Annotated in this window: 21 protein-coding genes and 1 pseudogene; 6 read left to right on the top strand and 16 right to left on the bottom strand. The window is 59.2% G+C overall.

Annotated features, from left to right (window positions below):
- Positions 1–13 precede the first annotated feature (13 nt).
- The 11 genes from ABMQ42_RS01665 to ABMQ42_RS01615 form a co-directional block, all read right to left on the bottom strand.
- Positions 14–472 carry a hypothetical protein gene (locus ABMQ42_RS01665; protein WP_349720935.1) on the bottom strand — a complete coding sequence of 153 codons (459 nt, stop codon included), beginning with the start codon at positions 470–472 and terminating at the stop codon, positions 14–16.
- Positions 465–890 (bottom strand): hypothetical protein, encoded by a 426-nt coding sequence (locus ABMQ42_RS01660; RefSeq protein ID WP_349720933.1) that lies wholly within the window; start codon positions 888–890, stop codon positions 465–467. Before ABMQ42_RS01660 ends, ABMQ42_RS01665 begins: the two co-directional genes overlap by 8 nt.
- A gap of 214 nt (positions 891–1,104) precedes the next feature.
- Positions 1,105–1,263: a hypothetical protein gene (locus ABMQ42_RS01655; RefSeq protein ID WP_349720931.1), complete on the bottom strand. Its 159-nt coding sequence runs from the start codon at positions 1,261–1,263 to the stop codon at positions 1,105–1,107.
- Positions 1,264–1,370: 107 nt separating this feature from the next.
- On the bottom strand, positions 1,371–1,574 hold the full coding sequence (locus ABMQ42_RS01650) for a hypothetical protein (protein ID WP_349720929.1): 204 nt from the start codon (positions 1,572–1,574) through the stop codon (positions 1,371–1,373).
- A complete protein-coding gene (locus ABMQ42_RS01645; RefSeq protein ID WP_349720927.1) occupies positions 1,574–1,765 on the bottom strand; it encodes a hypothetical protein in 192 nt (63 codons plus the stop codon). The genes ABMQ42_RS01650 and ABMQ42_RS01645 overlap by 1 nt, the downstream gene beginning before the upstream one ends.
- 2 nt (positions 1,766–1,767) lie before the next feature.
- On the bottom strand, positions 1,768–2,367 hold the full coding sequence (locus tag ABMQ42_RS01640; RefSeq protein WP_349720925.1) for a hypothetical protein: 600 nt from the start codon (positions 2,365–2,367) through the stop codon (positions 1,768–1,770).
- A 1,371-nt stretch (positions 2,368–3,738) separates the two neighbouring features.
- Positions 3,739–4,287 (bottom strand): hypothetical protein, encoded by a 549-nt coding sequence (locus tag ABMQ42_RS01635; protein WP_349720923.1) that lies wholly within the window; start codon positions 4,285–4,287, stop codon positions 3,739–3,741.
- A gap of 64 nt (positions 4,288–4,351) precedes the next feature.
- A complete protein-coding gene (locus ABMQ42_RS01630) occupies positions 4,352–4,993 on the bottom strand; it encodes a GIY-YIG nuclease family protein (protein WP_349720921.1) in 642 nt (213 codons plus the stop codon).
- 423 nt (positions 4,994–5,416) lie between these two features.
- On the bottom strand, positions 5,417–5,854 hold the full coding sequence (locus ABMQ42_RS01625; RefSeq protein ID WP_349720919.1) for a prepilin-type N-terminal cleavage/methylation domain-containing protein: 438 nt from the start codon (positions 5,852–5,854) through the stop codon (positions 5,417–5,419).
- A gap of 136 nt (positions 5,855–5,990) precedes the next feature.
- Positions 5,991–6,368 (bottom strand): hypothetical protein, encoded by a 378-nt coding sequence (locus tag ABMQ42_RS01620; RefSeq protein ID WP_349720917.1) that lies wholly within the window; start codon positions 6,366–6,368, stop codon positions 5,991–5,993.
- A gap of 296 nt (positions 6,369–6,664) precedes the next feature.
- Positions 6,665–7,612: a hypothetical protein gene (locus tag ABMQ42_RS01615; RefSeq protein ID WP_349720915.1), complete on the bottom strand. Its 948-nt coding sequence runs from the start codon at positions 7,610–7,612 to the stop codon at positions 6,665–6,667.
- A gap of 305 nt (positions 7,613–7,917) precedes the next feature.
- Between ABMQ42_RS01615 and ABMQ42_RS01610 the strand changes: the two genes are divergently transcribed.
- On the top strand, positions 7,918–8,202 hold the full coding sequence (locus ABMQ42_RS01610; RefSeq protein ID WP_349720913.1) for a hypothetical protein: 285 nt from the start codon (positions 7,918–7,920) through the stop codon (positions 8,200–8,202).
- 6 nt (positions 8,203–8,208) lie between these two features.
- On the opposite strand, the gene ABMQ42_RS01605 is transcribed toward ABMQ42_RS01610, so the two are convergent.
- Complete coding sequence (locus ABMQ42_RS01605; protein WP_349720911.1) at positions 8,209–8,529, bottom strand: hypothetical protein; 321 nt, start codon at positions 8,527–8,529, stop codon at positions 8,209–8,211.
- A gap of 973 nt (positions 8,530–9,502) precedes the next feature.
- Between ABMQ42_RS01605 and ABMQ42_RS01600 the strand changes: the two genes are divergently transcribed.
- From ABMQ42_RS01600 to ABMQ42_RS01585, 4 genes are read left to right on the top strand one after another with little or no spacing between them, the layout of a single operon-like run.
- On the top strand, positions 9,503–10,804 hold the full coding sequence (locus ABMQ42_RS01600; protein WP_349720910.1) for a hypothetical protein: 1,302 nt from the start codon (positions 9,503–9,505) through the stop codon (positions 10,802–10,804).
- Positions 10,797–12,629: a hypothetical protein gene (locus ABMQ42_RS01595; RefSeq protein WP_349720909.1), complete on the top strand. Its 1,833-nt coding sequence runs from the start codon at positions 10,797–10,799 to the stop codon at positions 12,627–12,629. Before ABMQ42_RS01600 ends, ABMQ42_RS01595 begins: the two co-directional genes overlap by 8 nt.
- A gap of 55 nt (positions 12,630–12,684) precedes the next feature.
- On the top strand, positions 12,685–12,879 hold the full coding sequence (locus tag ABMQ42_RS01590) for a hypothetical protein (RefSeq protein ID WP_349720908.1): 195 nt from the start codon (positions 12,685–12,687) through the stop codon (positions 12,877–12,879).
- Positions 12,876–13,391: a hypothetical protein gene (locus ABMQ42_RS01585; protein WP_349720907.1), complete on the top strand. Its 516-nt coding sequence runs from the start codon at positions 12,876–12,878 to the stop codon at positions 13,389–13,391. Before ABMQ42_RS01590 ends, ABMQ42_RS01585 begins: the two co-directional genes overlap by 4 nt.
- A 219-nt stretch (positions 13,392–13,610) precedes the next feature.
- Here ABMQ42_RS01585 and ABMQ42_RS01580 read toward each other — a convergent pair whose 3' ends face one another.
- The 3 genes from ABMQ42_RS01580 to ABMQ42_RS01570 all read right to left on the bottom strand — a co-directional run bounded on the left by ABMQ42_RS01580 (position 13,611) and on the right by ABMQ42_RS01570 (position 16,559).
- A complete protein-coding gene (locus ABMQ42_RS01580) occupies positions 13,611–13,790 on the bottom strand; it encodes a hypothetical protein (RefSeq protein WP_349720906.1) in 180 nt (59 codons plus the stop codon).
- Positions 13,791–14,268: 478 nt separating this feature from the next.
- Positions 14,269–14,745: a PulJ/GspJ family protein gene (locus ABMQ42_RS01575; protein ID WP_349720904.1), complete on the bottom strand. Its 477-nt coding sequence runs from the start codon at positions 14,743–14,745 to the stop codon at positions 14,269–14,271.
- 194 nt (positions 14,746–14,939) lie between these two features.
- Positions 14,940–16,559, bottom strand: coding sequence for a recombinase family protein (locus ABMQ42_RS01570; RefSeq protein WP_349720903.1), 1,620 nt, complete (start codon positions 16,557–16,559; stop codon positions 14,940–14,942).
- Positions 16,560–16,636: 77 nt separating this feature from the next.
- Here ABMQ42_RS01570 and nucS point away from each other — a divergent pair.
- A pseudogene (gene nucS, locus ABMQ42_RS01565) lies at positions 16,637–17,188 on the top strand (endonuclease NucS); the annotation flags it as partial.
- Between the two features lie 4 nt (positions 17,189–17,192).
- Here nucS and ABMQ42_RS01560 read toward each other — a convergent pair.
- Positions 17,193–17,480, bottom strand: a complete 288-nt coding sequence (locus tag ABMQ42_RS01560) for a HepT-like ribonuclease domain-containing protein (protein WP_349720901.1) — start codon at positions 17,478–17,480, stop codon at positions 17,193–17,195.
- Between the last annotated feature and the right edge of the window lie 9 nt (positions 17,481–17,489).

Raw genomic sequence — 17,489 nt, 5'->3', positions numbered from 1 at the left:
CTTACTGCGAATCTCACGCGAAGACTTCTCGCAGATCGGCGGCGGTGATGGCTTCTTCCTCCAGCGCACGGAGGGTGATGGGTAGCCGCTGAGCGAGCGTTTCCCGCTCCAGAGAATCAACCCAGTCCTCCACCGTGAAGCTTCTGGATGCGAGGGTGGTGAGCCCAATCTCCGCGATATGCCAGTCCGCATCCTTTCGGAAGGCGCGATACTTCTCAGTGGATAGCTCCTCAGCGGCGAAGCTTACGAGCGCGCGCTCTTCATCGAAGATCGACCCCTGTTCATCGTCATCGAAGAAGAAACGACGAAGCGCAGCGGGCATGGTGAGCATGTGGGTGCGCTCCGCTTCCATGGCGTGCGCCACCGCCTCTTCCAGTGAGCCGAAGTGATTCGCCTCTCCAAGGGGGCAGGCCTTCACGGTGGCGGTACAGGGCTTTGTTTGGCCGTCCTTGGCGATGTGGAACTTAGCCATTGGCTCGCTCCTTGAGTACCTTGAGGAGGTCACCGTTGCTGCTGGTGGGGGCCTCAGGAAGCTGTTCCGCGACGATCCTCTCGCTGGCACCAAGCGCTGCGCGGAGTCGGGCGTACCGCTCCGTGGAGAGAACGTCGATCACCGGCTTACCTTCCTCCGTTCCCACGATGATGTACGAGTCCTCAGGCTCGAACTCCACGGTGTCCAGGAACTTCCCGAAGGTGGAGGTCACCGAGTCTCCAGGGCGCACCATGAGCTTCACGTTGATCCACTGACTCGGTGTGCGCTCGTAGACGATGGGGAGCTGAACCTGTACGTTTCCGTTCTCGAAGCGAGTGATGACCACCCCGTTACCGAACTGCTGTCCGTTCTCGAAGAAGAACACTTCTTCTCGGGAGGCGATGTGGCGGTGAGCCATGGGAAACGGCTTCGCTTCACGGTGTGCGGCGGAACGGAGCTGCTGCTCCCGAGCGGTCAGGCGCATAGCTGGTCGAGGGGTCTGTGGGCCCATGGCTGCTCGCGCAGCTTCCTGGGCGTTCTCGAAGTGGTTCTCCTCGCCTAGGGGGCAGGCGCGCACACTGGCGTGGCACGGTGCGAGCTGTCCCGCGGCGGTCCTGTGAAGACGAGCCATCTCAGCTCATCCAAACGTTGAGTGCTTCAGCGCGGCCTTCCGTCAATACGTGGATGGTGCGCCACTTGTCCGCTTCAGCGTCGTAGAACATGAAGTGGGTTTCGGTGGTCCCGGTGATTTTCTTAGCGTGGAAGTCTTCAGTTGCAGTTTCCTCGGCCATAATGATTCTCCTTGGTTTAGGTTGGCGAAGCCTTCTCTAATGCGAGAGAGCTGCTGACGCCAACTGACAAGGGGAATATCGAACGAGGGGTCTTAAGGTACTAAAGGTCAGCCTCGACCTCTGCGACGAGGGTCTGCCGATGGCACATCGAACTCTTCTGGATCGAGGAGCTTGTTGTACTGAGCGCGGGTGCGCTCGTATTTCTTCAGGCAGTCACAGCCGCGACGGCCACAAGCGCCAGAAAGATGGTTCTCTCTGAGTTCCTTGCCGATGGCGAAGAGCTTGGCTCGCTTTCGGTCGTAGACGTCCATCAGACTTCCCCCTCCGCCTGTGCCTTCAGCCGTGCGCTCGTGAGCGGGTGTGGCTTGATCTGGCCTGAGAAGAAGATCGCGTTCACGGTGTTACGCGCCTCCTTCTTCTCCGCTGCGGTCCATCCTTCAGTGAACTCACCGAGGAGGTCAAGAACGCCCTCGCGGGCCTGCTGGAAGTTTGAGTTGACCATGATCAGATCACCTCGTCCCAGGTGCCCCAGAACTTGGCGCGACGGACAACGCGCGCCCACTGCTTCCCGTCCACTTCAAGGAGAAGCTCGACTATGCGCTTTACCGTGAGCATTTTCTGACCGCGTTCTTCGAGGATCACACGGAAACTTTCGAGCTGACGGTCCACAGCGATTGAAGCCTTCGCCCAGTCGTTGCCGTAGGCCCCGCAAGCAATCATCGCCAATCGAAGAGCGCTGACCGTGTGCGGGATGGTCTCTTCCCAGTACGCGAAGTTCGCCATGTAGCGCGAGGCCATCTTCTTTCCTGTGATCGGATCGAACTTCGCGCCCTCGACGGTGATAAGTACCTTCAGTTGCTTTGCGAGCCCAACAGCGAGGCGAGCCTCCTTCTGACTAAGGTTCGCAATCTCCATCACTTCTGCGATGGTGAATGTGTGTGCCTTCTTACCCGCGTTTAGGCGAGGAGTGATGAGCACTTCGAGTGCGGTGATGAGACCCGATTTATACGCGGACCAGAGTGAGCGACGCTTGTCAGCGTCCAGATTTACGATTGCCTCACGTAGCTTCGGGTAATCGAGCGAATATGTGACTAAGCCTTTCATAGCGTTTCCTTTATTTTCTGATGGTGGTGTTCCTCCGATCCGCCAAGATCGGTGACATGCTCCGGTTTCCCTCCGTGTGTTCAGTGGGGGCAGGTATTTTGGCGGCCCTGCCCCCGGTGAACACCACTAAGGAAACGATCAATGTCGTGTGACTAATATCGCCACGATGTGTTATATCAACGTCTCTAACCACCGGCTCAAAAAACTTGAGATGTGTGCTGAAGCGGGTTTCGTGGCTGGAGCGGAGGACGGCCTTAGCCGTCATTGGGTCTCGTAGCTGAATCTCAAAGGGCACTAACAAGAGGAGCGGCAATCTTTGTCTACAGCGGCTCACGCGAGAACTCACGGAAAAGCGAATCTCAAAGGGCACTAACAAGAGTTATACCCAGAAGTCTTTTCAAAGTCCTTCTCGCAGACAGCGGTGCTCTGCATCCACGGTGGCTCTCACCCGCTGGACAGTAGCTGCCAGCAATAGAAGTGTTCAAAGGGTGTTCGTTGCGCTTCGCGTGAGTACGCATCCTTAGCCATGCGGATCAAAGTGAGTGCTTCCACTGCGAAAGGTCCCCGCCAGGTCGGAGCCCTTTCTGAGATGAAGTATCGCCATGGCGCTGGAGCTGCTCGGAGCGCTGAGAACTCAGGTTTGGGTCATAGTCGGGGCGCTCGCGCCCCTCTCCCTGTGAACCTAAGGTTTGGCCGGCCAAAGATAGCTGCGCCACAGCGCTGGACCTCTACAGGAACATCCCCGTCTGGGGGGATGTTTCTGCTGTCGTAAGAACAGCCGATGTATCGCATGGCTAAGGATGAGTACCAACTCTCCTTGGCTCGCCGCCACAGCCCGTCGATGCTTACCCTCGTGGTTCCCGTCGTCTCGACGGCCCTCAAGAAGACTTTTTAAAGCTTCTCTCCCGCGGGTGTGCCCGGAGCCGCTACCGGTGGGAGCACCACTGCTGCCGCTTTCTCGAAGTCCTCTGCGCGCACCCACACGCGCCCGTAGGAGTCGGTGAAACTAAAGACTCGCTCTTCTGGACAGCGCCGCTGATGAGCGTTGAAGATCCGAACGAGCTCGTGCTTGCCAGGGCCATGGACCGCCAGCTTCTCCAGGCGAGAGAAGAGGGGAATGAGCGTCGCGTCCATAAGGCTCAATATCGCCCCTGAGCGGCGGTAGCTGCGAGTCTGAGCGAGTTATAGCGGTGAGACGCATAATCACCAACCACCTGACTTCTGAAGCAGAGACTGTCAGCTACCGCTTCTCGTTGAGTGGTGCTGCTGACGCCAACTGCTTCGTGCCGCACGTAGTACCCATGTACACAGAAGTCAACAAAACAGAAGAACGCCCCCGACCGAAGCCAGGGGCGCTCTCGAAGGGTTCGTTCAGCCCTTCGAGATGTAAGGGGAGTCCAGCGGTTCGTCCTCGTTCAAGGTGATGAAGAAGACCAGGTAGCTCGGAGGGAGTCCCTGGGTGGCTGCGGTTCGCAGATCCACCTCCGCGTACTCCTCGTGGTGGCGGTTCCACACCATCAAATTGAAGAACGGTCCCGAGAGGTCATTCTCGCTCAAGGCCGACTCAATCTCAGGGTCCACGGTGTACCCGTCCGCCACCCAGGTCTTCACTTCGTTGGTCTGCGTGTTACGAATCCAGATCGCAACAGCATCCTGGCGCTGCCATATCCCAAAGTCCTCAGTGGACTGGGCACCGTCTTCATATTCTGCGAACTTACTCACAGCCGCGTAGTACCCGGTGCCAGCATCCACAGAGGCTTCGTCTACCGGTTCCTCCGCTGGAGCATCGTTTAGGGAGTCCTGGCTGATAGCGGGGACGTCCGCCTCCGGCGCTTCCTCCTTTGGTGCGCCACAGCCAGTGAGAATCAGCCCCAAGAGGGCGATGGCGCTTACTGCGGTGAGGCTCTTTGTGATCTTCATGGCTGTCTCCTTGTGATCGATGAATGAACATATCGTGAGCTCCGGGCTCTGTATACCGCGAGCTTCAGTCCTTCGAGTCGTCAGCATCGAAGCCGTACTTGTCTTCAGCCCAGTCCTTCGGGTCGAGTCGCTTCGTGGCGGCGTAACGCTCATCCTTAAGCTGGAGTGCGAGCTTCCACCCGTCGCGAAGTTCCGTCAGGTCGTCGTGCTCCGCTGTATCGAGTCCGGCTGCGATGGCCTTCTCGGTGAGCGTGAGGTTGTACTGGAGTCGCTGGCGTCCTCTGAAGGAAGCCTTGAAAGCGAACTGAGAGAGGTTGTCACGACAGTCCCGCTGGACGGCTTCACTTTGGTTCGAGTTGTAGCAGTGGACACCCTTGCGAAGAGCTTTGGCGATGAATCGCGCCTCCAAGAACTTCGCTTCCAGCCCATCCTCCGCATAGGCAAGAAGCTTCTTCGAGAAGTTCTTCACGCCATAACCGCGAGCCTCTGTCTTCAGGTAGGTACCCGAACCCATGTATGCGCGCCAAGCTTCTTGTGGGTTCGAGCGATGCATCCCCACGTAGAGGGAGCCGGTGAGCTCGTTCACCGTGAGGTAGATGTAGTAGGCGTGCCGCGAAAGCGCACCAGGCTTCGGTGCGTTGTCGTGCTCGTTGCTTGTTCCCGTTCCGTCGAGCCAGTACTTGTCGCGCTGTGGGTAGGTGGACATTCCGTTCTGCTCCTTGTATGGAGCCCTTGAAGTGGTAGGTGGGGCTGCGTGTGGTTGTACAGCTCTCTCTAACGCGCCGCTGAGAAAGCCTCCGATAGTTATTTCGTGGACCTTCCTTGTGGTCTATGCCGGAGTGGTTGCCGGATCTGGGAGGGGGAGCTTGAGCTCCCCCTCCCTTCTCTTTGCGCAATTCCCGCAGGTCGTAGAGGTGCCACGTAGGAGGTCGTAGCTGCGCTTCTGAGCGAGTTGTGGCGGCAAGACGCATAATCACCAACCACCTGGTTTCTGGAGCGGAGACTCGCAGCTACCGCTTCGGTTCTCAGTGGTGCTGCTGACGCCAACTGCTTTGTGTCGCACGTAGTGCCAAGGCAAAGAAGAAGCCCCGCATCGCTCGGGACACGGGGCTTGCTCGGGTTTATCGGATCAGGGGATGTTCTCGAAGCCTTCGCCAGAGCCGAACAGCTCTTCACAGTAGGGGTCACCGGCTCGTCTGCTCACGAAGCCTTCGCCTTCAACCATGGACTCCGCTACGGCACAGATAAAGTACCGTCTGTCGTAGTCCTCATCGACCTCATCCCAGACTCCAGCCGAGGCGGAAATGCCCCCCTCGTTCTCCGCTGGATGGTCGACGTACTCCCCAGCATCGGCCATGGTGGGTGTGCCTCCGATCTTCACGGTGAGCTCTTTCACAGCCTGGTCGGCTGCCTCGTGGAGTGCGTTCACCCGTGCGGTGGCCTGGATGTGTCCATAGACCGGAATAGCGATGGCTGTCAGTATCCCGATGATCGCCACTACGATCACCAGCTCCATAAGGGTGAAGCCCTTCTCATCCTTTCTTCTTTCTCTCAATCTCTTCAGCATGTTGGTCTGCTCCTTGGTTAGCCGTGCGGCTGTGTCGCCGCTCAGGAGGGTCTCTAACTCGCTGAGAGAAGAGCCGAGCCGCCAGGGCAAAGAAGAAGCCCCCGACCGAGGCCAGGGGCGTTCTCCAAAGAGTGGTTCAGTTGCGTTCCTCTTTCACGCTCTCCCAGTCTTCGAACTCGTCTCGATCTAGGAACAGCGGAAGTTGTGCGATGTGGAAGCCCTCCTCCTTGGGGACGGTGTACCTCACCTGGTACTCGCCCTGGACGCCGCTGCTGCTGGACTCGATCCACACATTGTCAGCAGCCAACTTGCGTCCAGCCGCGTTCTCAGCCATGCGACGAGCTTCGCTCTGAACGCGGGTGTACACCTCTCGCTTGGCGAAGGTAGGCGAGAGGGAATAGGCAACAGCCTCTTCCAGTGAGCCGAAGTGATTCGCGCCACCAAGTGGGCACGCGCGCACCGTCGCACCGCAGGGTTCGGTCTTACCGCTTCTTGTTACGTGGAACTTTGCCATGGTCTTTCTCCTTGATCGATGCAGCGAATATCACCGCTCAAGGGTTTCTAACGCGCTGCGCAAAGAAGGTGAGTAGTCACCCGTGGAAGGCAGTAGCTTGCGGTCTGCGCGAGTTGTAGCGGTGAGACGCACAATCACTCACCACCACGAAGCTGAAGCAGAGACTGTCAGCTACCGCTTCGGCTCTCAGTGGCGCTGCTGACGCCAACTGCTTCGTGTCGCACGTAGTGCCAAGGCAAAGAAGAAGCCCCGCATCGTCTGGAGCGATGCGGGGCTTCTTAAGGGGCGACTCAGTTCTACGCCAGTCGGGTGGTGTTGTAGAAGTGGATCAGCTCCTGGATGGTTTCCTTTGGCAGGTCGTTGATCGCCGGGTCTCTCCGCTTGCGCCAGTCGAGTACGAGCTTGTCCAAGCGCGCTCTGTCTCTCCAGACTTCGTGCCTCAGCAACTCAAGCTGCTCGGCTTTTAGGGAGGGGTGCTTCTGAAGGATCTTCTCGGTGTGCTTGCCCACCACAGGCTGAGACCTGGTGTAGGTCCCCGTGGTGTTCATCACAGCGGCCAGCTTGTGGCTCTTGCCGTCCGTCCCGACTACCTCCCCCTCCACCAGGAAGACGAACTGATTCTCCTGAGAGGTGGTCACCTTCCACCCTTCCGCCGCGTACTTCACTTTGGTGCTCTCGGACGCATCGCGGAGGTGTTTCTCCTTCGCCTTCTTCTCAAGCTGTGCCTGACTCACTCCCAGCTCTGCGAATATCTCTTGCCCTGTGCGCATCAGGCCGATCCTCTCCTTGAGGCCAGTGAAGTAGGCGCTTACGGAGGCTTCCAGCTCCGGGGTGAGCTCGGTTGTTGTGCCGTGGTCGCCGCGGTATCGCTTCACCGTCACCACGCCGTCCTTAACAAATTTGTTCCAGACGCTCTGGGGGTTCTGTCGTCGCCCCACTTTGAACTCAGCGAAGTCGGACTCCCGAGGGCCATCCTCGCTTTGCCAGCGCCAGGTGCCTGGGATGGTGACCACGGCGCTTCCGTCCTCCTCGATCACTTCGCGTTTCTCAGCTTCGGCGCAGAACTGCTTCACGCTTTCCTGAAGAAGATCGGAGGTGTCAACCTCCTTCGGTGTTTCTGCCATGGAGGCCTGGATCGCCTCCTGCGCGCTGGCGAAGTGATTCGCCTCTCCGAGCGGGCACGCGCGCACCGTGGCGGTGCAGGGTTCGGTCCTACCGCTCTTCGTAACGTGGTATTTCGCCATGGTCTTTCTCCTTCGCCAGCACCGCTTGTCGGCGCCAACTGTCTTATACCGAAATATCGACCGAAGCGTTCAAAAGACTTCTCACGGCGAAGTCGTGGCACCAACGAGGCAACGGCAGGAGCACCCCGCGGGAGGTCATAGCTGCGAGTCTGAGCGAGTTGTAGCGGCAGGACGCACAATCCCTCACCACCACGAAGCTGAGGCGGAGACTGTCAGCTACCGCTTCTCGTTGAGCGGTGCTGCTGACGCCGACTGCTTCTTGCCACAAGCAATCCACTGTCTGAAGCTTCTCTTATGCTCAGCCCATGACCCCCGAACTCACCACCGAGCTGCTGCCACCGGCCAGCAGGAACAGCCGCGCCCCGCGGTGGGCGGTCCGCTTCGAGGGGAAGCTCATTGGTGAGGTTCAGGCGAAGAAGATCGGGCGCAGTTCCTCTCAGTTTTACGAGGGGCTCGTACTCATCCAGGGACGCCTCATCAGCATCGAGCTTGACACCGACCTCGAGGAACGCTGCGAGGAGATTCTGAAAGCCTGGCGTGACCCGTCCAGCAACGTCCACACTCGTTACGCGCTGAAGCTCAAGGAGTAGAGGCGTTCACCAGCCGTCGCCCTCCCAGAGGCTCTTCGAGGCGTAGTGGTTCGATCCTCCACCCACCAGGTAGACAGCGGGGGCGTCCTCAGCGGTGAGCACGTCCACCCCCTCTTCCCTGCCGTCGCACTCCTCGTCGTCGTGTTCATCCATGGAAGCGAAGCACTGTGAGCACAGCCCGTCCTCATTGATCGCCTGGGCTTCTTCGGTGCCAGCCTGAGCTGCGGTGACCGACTCCCACATCGGCCAGCTGGGCTGGTAGGCGATTCGAAGCTCGGCCTCTGGGTTGAGGTCGGAGAGCTGGTCGATCAAGTCCTGAACCTTCATGGTGATTCCTCTATGTCTTCGGCTCCCCCGCGAAGTGAATGCGACGGCCTTTTTGAGCAATTCTTGCTATCTTCGTTTCTGCCTTTTCGTTAGTTCAATTATTTCAGGACTAGTAGAGATAGCAATCGGAGCTGGAACTCTTTTGAAGAGTTTTAGAGGGGAATTTGGGAAGTGTCCTATTCGCTCATCTTTGGGTTTCCTGTCAACAAGTGTTTATGGGATAGCTTCTTGTCACACGGAGTTCCAACCTTGTTTACTGGCGCGCTCTTATCTCTCACTTCGTGTCACACGTAGTTCCAGAGCGCCGTGCGCCTCCTCTGCTGAGGAGTGACCAACGACGAAGCCAGCCGTCCAGGAGCATCTTGGGGCAGGGGGTTCGGGGGAAGCCACTCCCCGCTCATAAGAACAGAGTCATCAGTAGGCAAACTTCTTTGTTGCCTGCGAGGAACGGTTCAACACGACTTTTCTTTGAGTCGAGGGTGTCCCCAGCAACGGTGAGTGCTGGCACTTTTCGGAAGTGCTTTCCGAAGGCTCTTCGAACTGTTCGAAGTCAGGCACCACCACTGCGATGGTGGTTGAGCACTCGGGGCGACCCCCCGAGACCGCCACTGGGCGAGCACCCAGACCCCACAGCTATTGGTGTCACCGGGTTGGTGCAGGAAGTCTCACTGGTCCCGAGAGCCCTTACGTGCAGAGCAGAATCCGTTTCGGAAGTTTGTAGAAAGGGGTCCAGGGCGAAGCCTTGGTCGGCGAAGCCGAAAGAAGAGATTACCGAGTCCCCTGTTTTCTGTGATCGTCCGCGAGAAAGTGCCTCATTCTCTGACTGAGCTGGTGCTGCTTTGTGTGGTGATGGGTGAGTCAGGCTCGGTGCCACCGGTTCCGTCAGGCTCGGTGCCACCACTATGTCGATATTTGTTCCACAACCGATGGGTTTCTCGAATCACGAGAGATTCCACGAGAGAAGGAGCAGACCATGACTGACGTAGTAAATCCCATGCTTGAGGATGATGACGAGACCTCTACCGACATCGCTAACCCCATGCTCGAAGATGACGGTGTGGAGGAGGTGGTTGCCCTCTCGGGACGCTTCGCGGGGCTGAAGCTCGCGCAGCCTGATCCTGTGGCTCCGACGAAAGTTGCTGAGAAGCCAGTGGCGAAGACGCCTGTAACTCAACCGACCAAGAAGAAGCCTCATCGGCTCGGTGGCCCCGTGGTGAAGCCGGAGAACATCGGTAAGCCTGGCTACGACAAGCTCGGGAGGAAGATCACCGGAAGCCCCCGGCGGCGACTCACCGAGAAGGACGGGTTGATCCTCGCCTTCCTCGCTAAGACCCGAGTGGCCTATGACCAGGATCTGGCTGAGCTGTTCATGGCTGAACCCACTCCGATGAAACCTGTGTCGTCGGTGCTCTCCACGAAGACCATGAGCGAGCGGCTCAAGCGGTTGCGCGCCATGGGTTATGTGGAGACAAGCCGCGATAAGCGTGGTGGCACGATCTGGGGTACGAACAGCTCTGGTGTCGCGGCTGCAAGAAACTTCGGGCACCTTCAGCTTGAGGAGGAGGAGCACGGCGCATCTTTCAAGCAGATCGGTTGGAGCGTGAGCGATCACTTCCTCATGATCAGTCGTGTTGCCGCTCGCTTCGCTTCCCCTATGGGTTACTTCGAGGACTCCCTCGGTGTCGGCCCGGTGCCGCTCAGCTCCATGCTTAATGAGCATCAGTTGAACAGCGCTTGGGCGCGGGGCACTCAAGAGATTCTCAATCTGAAGAAAGAGGGGAAGGAGACTGACTATCCCGGGTTCCGGGATGCGCGGCTGAGCAAGGCGTTGGCGGAGGTTCAAGCCGGTCGTCTGAGCTGGAGCAACATGATCGAGGCGAACCCACTGCTCTGGACGCTGGGTGACTACGGGGACAGTGACAAGCAGAAGCTTGAGCCGGATCTTGTGATCGACATGGAAGCCGATCGCACCACCGGTTCCAGCCGAAGCATTCTCGTGGAGGTTGAGCTCACGAAGAAGCCTTGGGACGTCTACGAGACCAGGCTTGCTTCCTTCGCTCGCGAGCTGTCCACGCTCTCGGTCTACGGGCAGATCGTCTATTTCGTTCCCGGACGTGCGGACGGTAAGCCAGACAAGATCGAGCAAGTGCTCCGTGATGTGGACCGCTACAAGGACTACGGGCTTTTCGAGAGCAACCGTTTCAAGGTTCTCCCCCTTTTCAATCGTGATGGTTCAGCGATCCGCCTCGGTGCGGGAAGGAAGCTCGGTGAGTGACATGGAGCAATACATTGGATGGCTCGTCGGAGCCGTTGTGCTGTTGGTGGTTGGCTACTTCGGCGTTAGGTCGCTTGTTCGGGGCCTTGTCCTGAAGTGGACATTGATCCGACTCCCGTTTGAGGAACGGGTGGTGTTCGAGCGGAAGGCGGAGTTGCTGTCGAGTCCGGTGCTGGTGGAGTTCCTCGCTCCGGCTGCGGAGTATCAGCGTGAGTACGGTGAGGACGAGAAGCGACGTAAGCCCATCGCCTGGGTGACCCCCTGGCCGGAGGCGATCAAGTCTCAGTCGAAGAAGTACAAGGGGTCAAGCAAATTCCTTGATGTGCGGGCACAGGTGCGCAGCGCGGCACAGGCGCTCTATGTTGCGATGCTCCCTGACGACCGGCAGCCAGCTAACCCAGGGCCGGAGCACTTCCTGGTCTCCATCCCTCTGGACAACAAGACAGAGGAGCAGGTTCGGGCGCTCGCAGGCACCCTCAAGGGGAAGCTCGGCATCACTCTTGAGCCGAAGGTGATTCTTTCTGAGAACGGTCGCGACGTGGACTTCGAGTTCCACGCGATGGACCCGGAAGACAAGCTGGGGCGTCAGGTGTTCACCGTGAGCTGGCTTGACGAAAATCTCCCGAAGTCGTGGGCACACATTCCGTTGGGTGTCTCGGAGGAGGGCGAGCTGATTAACCTTCAACTCCACCAAACCATCATCTACGGGATGAGCGGTTCCGGTAAGGGCTCCGTGGTTCACGGCTTGATTCGCCAGCTAAGCCACTTCGTGCGCGCCGGTGAGGTGAGGCTTTTCGGCGTGGACACGAAGACAGAGGATGTGGGTGTTTACCGAAACAGCCGATTGTTCTCTGCCTTCGCTTCGAGCGAGGACGACCTGGAGCAACTCATCGAGTTCTTCCACACGAAGATGGAGGAGCGTTCCCGTGCTCGTGTTCAGGATCTGGATGCGGGGGAAACCGGAATGCGAGTGAAGCTGGGGAAGGACAATCCCGTCCACGTGCTGATCATCGACGAGTATGTGGACACTCTAAACTCGCTGCGTTTGAGTAAGACCTTCAACGTCACCAAGGCGCGCATCGAGTCGATCCTCGCCAAGGGACGCTCGCTCGGATTCTTCATCGTGGTCGCCGGTCAGTCTATGGACCACGCGCTCCTTGAGCGCCAGCGTGATCTTTTCGTGAACGGTGTCTCCTTACGAGCGAAGAAGGCCTACTGGGCTGAACAGGCTCTCGGTGAGGGTGCGCCGGAAGCTGAGCTGGCTGTGGCCATTTCAGCGAACACACCAGGTGTCGGCTACCTGCGCGCCGACCTGGATGGCACACCGGAGCGCGTGCGTTTCCCTTACACAAGCGAAGCCGATGTGCTTGCGATGCTCCGCAAGTGGGGTCTTCGCAAGCCAGCGGAGGCCACGGAGTTCGCTCGCTGGAAGATCGAACGTGCCACGAAGAGTAAGAAGTCGAAGGACAACGAGTCCACCGGGAAACCTCAGGACGCAGCCGACGAACAATCAGCCGAGAACCCTCGACCACAACAGCAGGATGCTCCTGCTCCCTCGCGTCCGCAGCGTTTGGACGCCCCCGCGTCGGTTCGCTCTCAGGTGGATGAGCTGGGGAAGGTCCAAAGCTTTGACGATCTGAAGCTTCAGAAGCTTCACCAGGCCATCAGCGCGGACCCGAAGAAGCGAGACAGCATCAGAGGCCGCTCGCTCCTGAGCGCCATCGAAGCGGAACAACGCACACGAAAGATGCTCTCGTCTATGCCCTCCTTCAAGCCAGAGATTGAGGACGACGACCTCAGCGGCATGGCTCTCCCGGAGCTGTGAGCCTTTTTCCGGAGCGAGTTAGAGAGGCAAACATCGACCCAACAAGGAGAAACCCATGGGAAATAGAAGCTGGAAACACACCGACTCTGACTTCACGCGCGAAGAGCTGGAGCTGGCGATTGATCGCCGTGCTGCTTGGGATGCGCAAGTGGATCAGTGGGCACAGGAGGGTGAGTCGTTTTGGAGCGATCACAAACCTGCTGACGTGGATGCGCTGCGCGCGTCACTAAACAACGAGGAGGAAGGATGATGGGTAAGCAAGACGAAGTAACTGAGCTGGTGGAGGTTCCGCCGAACACCATACTCTTCGGCTACCCATGCCGAAACTGTGGACGACCGACTCCGATGCACTTTGCCAGGTCCATGAATGTCGTCACAGAGAGCTCGCTCATCGCTGCGAAGGAAACCACGGGTTGGCGCTGCGGCTTCTGTAACCATCTCCAGTACGTGGGGCACGACCCCGAAGGTGCTCGGGCGCTGGTAGAGGGTAGGAAACCTCGAGGTGGTCGCCGCCGTGACAGGTTTGCGGGCCTTAAGAAGAGCTACAAGCGTGAGACTCAGCTTCGCTCCTCCGATGGACACGTCCACTACGGGATGATCAAGAATCTCGCGAAGCGTGGGTTCACCATTCCCGAAGGCTTCAGCGGGAACAGCGATGCGCTCGCTCAGGCCATCGGCGCGTCCCACTCTGAGCTCGCCGCAGCCTGGAAAGTCTCCGAAACGGAGCTACGGCAAAGAGGAACCTTCGATCTGAGCGACTGATCGACGCAACAAAAGAGGCCCACCGGCAGTTGATCGCCGGTGGGCCTCTTTTCAGTCAAGGAGAAGTAGTGACGAGACAACTATCAGCGAGAAGCCCACTTTCACCCTGGAACGCTAGCTGCGCGTAGCTGGTGCTAGCTCCGAAAGGCGCAATCACCCGTCCAGGCCAGGAAACTCGCTCAGACTCGCAGCTAGCGCCGTAGAGCGGTGGTGTAGCTGCTATTCGCCGCTCACGTTGTAGACCAGCGGAGTTCCGGCCACCACGATCACGGACTTCACCTCTTTGCCTTCGCGCTTCGACTCAGCGAGAGTCTCCAAGAAGCTCTCGTGGAGCTCAGGCTTCACCTGGCTCCTCCAGTCCTCTGAGTTCTCCCAGTGCTCGCGGTTCATGGTCGCCATCACTTCTCCTCTTTCTTGAGTCCTGTCCACAGCCCTTTGCTGAAGTCCTTGGTGTCTTCCCAAAGCTCCTTGAGCTCTTCTCCCACTGCCTTACCTGTCCGAAAGCTTCCCGAGTCGGGGGTGACCTGCGGAGCCGGTGCCGCCGTGGGCTCGCTGGTGGGCTGAGGTTGCGGTGCCGCTGGAGCACTTATCTCGGGGCACGGCGGTTGCGGTGCTGGAGCGCAGGCGGCCAACGAAACCGCCAGCGGGACCACCAGAAGGAGAGAGCTGAGCCGATTCATGGCGATGACATTATCCTGAGCTCGCGACAAAGGCGCAGTGTCTCTCAGAGCTCCAGAAGCTTCCTAAACTGCGCGTTGGCGCTACACCGCCTGTAGGAGGTCGTAGCTGCGAGTCTGAGCGAGTTATAGCCTTCGGACGGGTGATTGTGCGCCTTCCGGGGCTGGCACCAGCTACGCGCAGCTAGCGTTTCGACGTTTCAGTCGATGAGCCCACTGGAGAGCCGAGGATCTTCAAGAAACGGAACCGAGCGATCCAGCGCGCGAGGGTGAGAGGTGATGGACCGCTCGAAGTCGTCCACCGCAAGCGTGATCAAGACACCTTCTCCGCCGCTCGAAGAGAAGTGCGCATCGGTGATGTTCTCGAAGGTTCGTGCCCCGTTGGTGAGCCCGTTCTCCGAGAGTCTCCAAGTGGTGATCGCGTTCTGGTTGGTGCGCAGGTAGAGCCGGTCTCCCTGCTCATTGAACGCCACCCCTGTGGCTCCTCTCACTTCCTTCGCCAGTCGAGTGAGAGTGAGAGCCACGCTGGTGCTCTGTTCTGCTCCAGTAGTGGTCTCCTCCATGGTGCGCGAGGCGGTGGCGACAAGTTGAAAAATCATGAGGGTGACCAGCCCGAAAATCACCATGGCGACCACCATTTCCAGAAGCGTCATGCCGCTTTCGTTTCTTTGTCTCATGGTGCTCTCCTCGGGTGGGTCTATCGGAGGAGTTTCTAAAGAGAGCTGAGCCGAAGGTAGGCGAAAGGCAGAAACCTGCGGTAGAACCACACTTCTTCAGGTTGTAGGTACCTATCCTGAAGCTTCAGGAGACGAAGTGGACTGAGTGGCTGCTCGGTGCTGCTGACGCCAACTGCTTCGTGTCACACCAAGCCTCAGGCCCGCTCGATGGGGTACCAGTCAGCATCCACGTTGTACTGCTTCTGCTCTTCTTCTGTGGCTCCGAGCTGGTGCCCTGGCACGTTGATCTGAGTCAGAAGAGTGTAGGCCGCTTCCTCCGCCGTAAGGCCGTTGTAGAGCGGGTGCGGTTCCTCCCAGTGGATCTTCACCCGAGCCTCAAAGTCCGAGTGCTTTCTGGAACCTGGCTTCCCCGGCATGATTACCACCGACTGAATCTCCTGCTTCAGGATCAGCCTCCGCTCATCGAACGGCAACTCTCGGGAACGCCGGTAGGTTCTCCAAGCTTGCTCACGGGTGACGATCACCCGCGGCTTAGGCGCTGTGTCGGCGTTGTAGCGGTTCCTCTCACTCACCAGCTCACGCCGTTGCTGGTCGAGTTTCTCCACCTGAGGGAAGACGATGGAAGAGGAGAGCCGATCCGAGTTGTAGGCCTCCATGAGTTCTTCGATCTTGCTATCGATCGAAACCAGTTGCTTCTCCCCTGTCCAGGGTGCTCGCTCCTGCTGCTCTGGCTCCAGCTCGCCATGGATCGCTCGGTCGAGGATATAGCGATGGACCACAAGCTCCAGGTGCTTTTCGAGCTTGTCTGCCCTAATGCCCAGGTGAGCGCTCCGCCCGTTGCTACAGACGTAGTTCGATGGACGGGTGCCACTACCTTGATTGCCGTAAAGAGGACGCCCGCATTTTCCACAGCGAAGGAGCCCTGAGAGAAGCCACTTCCCATGCCGCCGTTTGGGCTTCGCGTAATGATTCTCCAGCTCTTGGAGGGCTTGAGTACGCTTCTCCAAGCTGATGATCGGTTCCCACTCCCCCATGACAATCTCGCCGTGCTCGTCGTAGAGAGGCTCACGATGGTAGGAGCGCACACCAGCCACGCGCCAGGAGAAGAGGGCGTCCTTCACTTTCGAATGACCCCAGTAAGTGGTCCCCCGAGTGGAGGTGACACCCTTCTCTTCCCAGGTCTTCCCTATCTGACGAATCGAAGCTCCAGCGATCACCTTGTCCACTGCTTCGCGGATTAGCTGAGCTTCCTTCGGGTGATGGGTCACAGCATCATCGAGGAACCCGAACGGTCTCCACGGCGGACGCTTGTTCTTTCCGGCGAGCGCGAGCTGACGATGCGCTGCCACTGACCGTTCGGAGTTCAACCCTGCTTCAGCGGCGTCCACAGACGCCTTGATGCGCGCCACCATCTTTCCTTGCTCTTTGGAAAGATCATCATCACCGCTGCGAACAGTCTTGATCACGACACCGGTGTCCTGGTGAAGCTGGATCAGCCCCTCTAGCTCCAGTGGGCGTCGAGTGAGACGGCTGTTCTCTGTGGCGAGGATGTAAGCGAAGCGATCAGCCCGTGCCTCCGCGTGAAGCTTCTCGTAGCCCTTGCGCGGCTTCTTGTTTCGACTCTTGTCCGACGCTCCTATGTCATTGTCATGGAAGGTCGCCACCACCGTGAGCCCGAGTCTTGAAGCAAGCTCTGTACAGAGGGCGATCTGCGTCTCAATACCCTCACCCTCGCGCTCCTCACCGAAGCGCTTGTCTCGACTGAGACGAGCGTAGATCGCCGCGGTGTTCGGAGCGGCCTGCGGTGTCACCATGAAACCCCCGTTCTGACACCATTACCGTGGGCGTCGTACCTACCTCGCGTAACAATACACCCTAAGCACTACACACCTGGATGAGCCCGCCCTGCACTCTCGCGGTGGAAGAGCCGGAGGTGGATGCCGCATCCGCCGGCGTCATCGAGCAGTGGCGTGTCACCCACCGCAAGACCGGCGACGAGCTCGTGGTGCAGATCTACGAGATCGTGCACGACACCGCACATGAGCTGGGCGTGGACCCGGGTCTGGTCAAGGACGGAGTCGAGGCCGACCTGCAGCGCCTGCTCGCCGAGCAGGTCGATGTGATCGGCGACGGGCTGCAGCTCGTGCGCCGCGAGTTCCCGACCGCGATCGGGCCGGTCGACCTGCTGCTGCGCGACCCTGCCGGCGGCACGATCGCGGTCGAGGTCAAGCGCCGCGGCGACATCGACGGCGTCGAGCAGCTCACGCGCTACCTCGAGCTGCTCGACCGCGACCCGCACCTGACGCCGGTGACCGGCGTCTTCGCGGCGCAGGAGATCAAGCCGCAGGCCAAGGTGCTGGCCGCCGATCGCGGTATCCGCTGCGTGACCCTGGACTACGAGGGCATGAAGGGCGTCGAGTCGGGCGCCCCGCGCCTGTTCTGACCGATCAGTCTCGGGCCAGCGCGGCTCTCAGTCGGGGGAAGTCTCGGGCGACCGTCTCCCACAGGGCATCGAGGTCGATCCGGTCATAGTGGTGCACGACAAAGTCACGATTGCGCGCGGCCAGAGCCCAGACGTCGTCGCTGAAACGCTCGGGTTCCGCAGCGATGAGGCGCTTCGCGGCCTCTCCGACACGATTCGACAGCGCCTCGAAGGCGAGCTGAACGGCCCTGTCGGCATCGAAAACTGCCCGTTCGCGAGCGACCAACTCCGCCGCGGACTCCAGATCCCGCATGAGGTCGTC

The organism is Microbacterium sp. KR10-403 (assembly GCF_040196215.1).
Lineage (GTDB): Bacteria > Actinomycetota > Actinomycetes > Actinomycetales > Microbacteriaceae > Microbacterium.
This window is presented reverse-complemented; position numbering and strand designations above follow the sequence as displayed.

Bases quoted from the DNA above. Each gene is read 5' to 3' on its own strand.
- ABMQ42_RS01590 (WP_349720908.1), top strand. From the start codon at position 12,685: ATGGGAAATAGAAGCTGGAAACACACCGACTCTGACTTCACGCGCGAA.
- ABMQ42_RS01570 (WP_349720903.1), bottom strand. From the start codon at position 16,559: ATGGTGACACCGCAGGCCGCTCCGAACACCGCGGCGATCTACGCTCGT.
- ABMQ42_RS01625 (WP_349720919.1), bottom strand. From the start codon at position 5,854: ATGCTGAAGAGATTGAGAGAAAGAAGAAAGGATGAGAAGGGCTTCACC.
- ABMQ42_RS01640 (WP_349720925.1), bottom strand. From the start codon at position 2,367: ATGAAAGGCTTAGTCACATATTCGCTCGATTACCCGAAGCTACGTGAG.
- ABMQ42_RS01575 (WP_349720904.1), bottom strand. From the start codon at position 14,745: ATGAGACAAAGAAACGAAAGCGGCATGACGCTTCTGGAAATGGTGGTC.
- ABMQ42_RS01660 (WP_349720933.1), bottom strand. From the start codon at position 890: ATGGCTCACCGCCACATCGCCTCCCGAGAAGAAGTGTTCTTCTTCGAG.
- ABMQ42_RS01580 (WP_349720906.1), bottom strand. From the start codon at position 13,790: ATGGCGACCATGAACCGCGAGCACTGGGAGAACTCAGAGGACTGGAGG.
- ABMQ42_RS01585 (WP_349720907.1), top strand. From the start codon at position 12,876: ATGATGGGTAAGCAAGACGAAGTAACTGAGCTGGTGGAGGTTCCGCCG.
- ABMQ42_RS01655 (WP_349720931.1), bottom strand. From the start codon at position 1,263: ATGGCCGAGGAAACTGCAACTGAAGACTTCCACGCTAAGAAAATCACC.
- ABMQ42_RS01560 (WP_349720901.1), bottom strand. From the start codon at position 17,480: ATGCGGGATCTGGAGTCCGCGGCGGAGTTGGTCGCTCGCGAACGGGCA.
- ABMQ42_RS01610 (WP_349720913.1), top strand. From the start codon at position 7,918: ATGACCCCCGAACTCACCACCGAGCTGCTGCCACCGGCCAGCAGGAAC.
- ABMQ42_RS01665 (WP_349720935.1), bottom strand. From the start codon at position 472: ATGGCTAAGTTCCACATCGCCAAGGACGGCCAAACAAAGCCCTGTACC.
- ABMQ42_RS01605 (WP_349720911.1), bottom strand. From the start codon at position 8,529: ATGAAGGTTCAGGACTTGATCGACCAGCTCTCCGACCTCAACCCAGAG.
- ABMQ42_RS01630 (WP_349720921.1), bottom strand. From the start codon at position 4,993: ATGTCCACCTACCCACAGCGCGACAAGTACTGGCTCGACGGAACGGGA.
- ABMQ42_RS01645 (WP_349720927.1), bottom strand. From the start codon at position 1,765: ATGGTCAACTCAAACTTCCAGCAGGCCCGCGAGGGCGTTCTTGACCTC.
- ABMQ42_RS01650 (WP_349720929.1), bottom strand. From the start codon at position 1,574: ATGGACGTCTACGACCGAAAGCGAGCCAAGCTCTTCGCCATCGGCAAG.
- ABMQ42_RS01620 (WP_349720917.1), bottom strand. From the start codon at position 6,368: ATGGCAAAGTTCCACGTAACAAGAAGCGGTAAGACCGAACCCTGCGGT.
- ABMQ42_RS01600 (WP_349720910.1), top strand. From the start codon at position 9,503: ATGACTGACGTAGTAAATCCCATGCTTGAGGATGATGACGAGACCTCT.
- ABMQ42_RS01615 (WP_349720915.1), bottom strand. From the start codon at position 7,612: ATGGCGAAATACCACGTTACGAAGAGCGGTAGGACCGAACCCTGCACC.
- ABMQ42_RS01635 (WP_349720923.1), bottom strand. From the start codon at position 4,287: ATGAAGATCACAAAGAGCCTCACCGCAGTAAGCGCCATCGCCCTCTTG.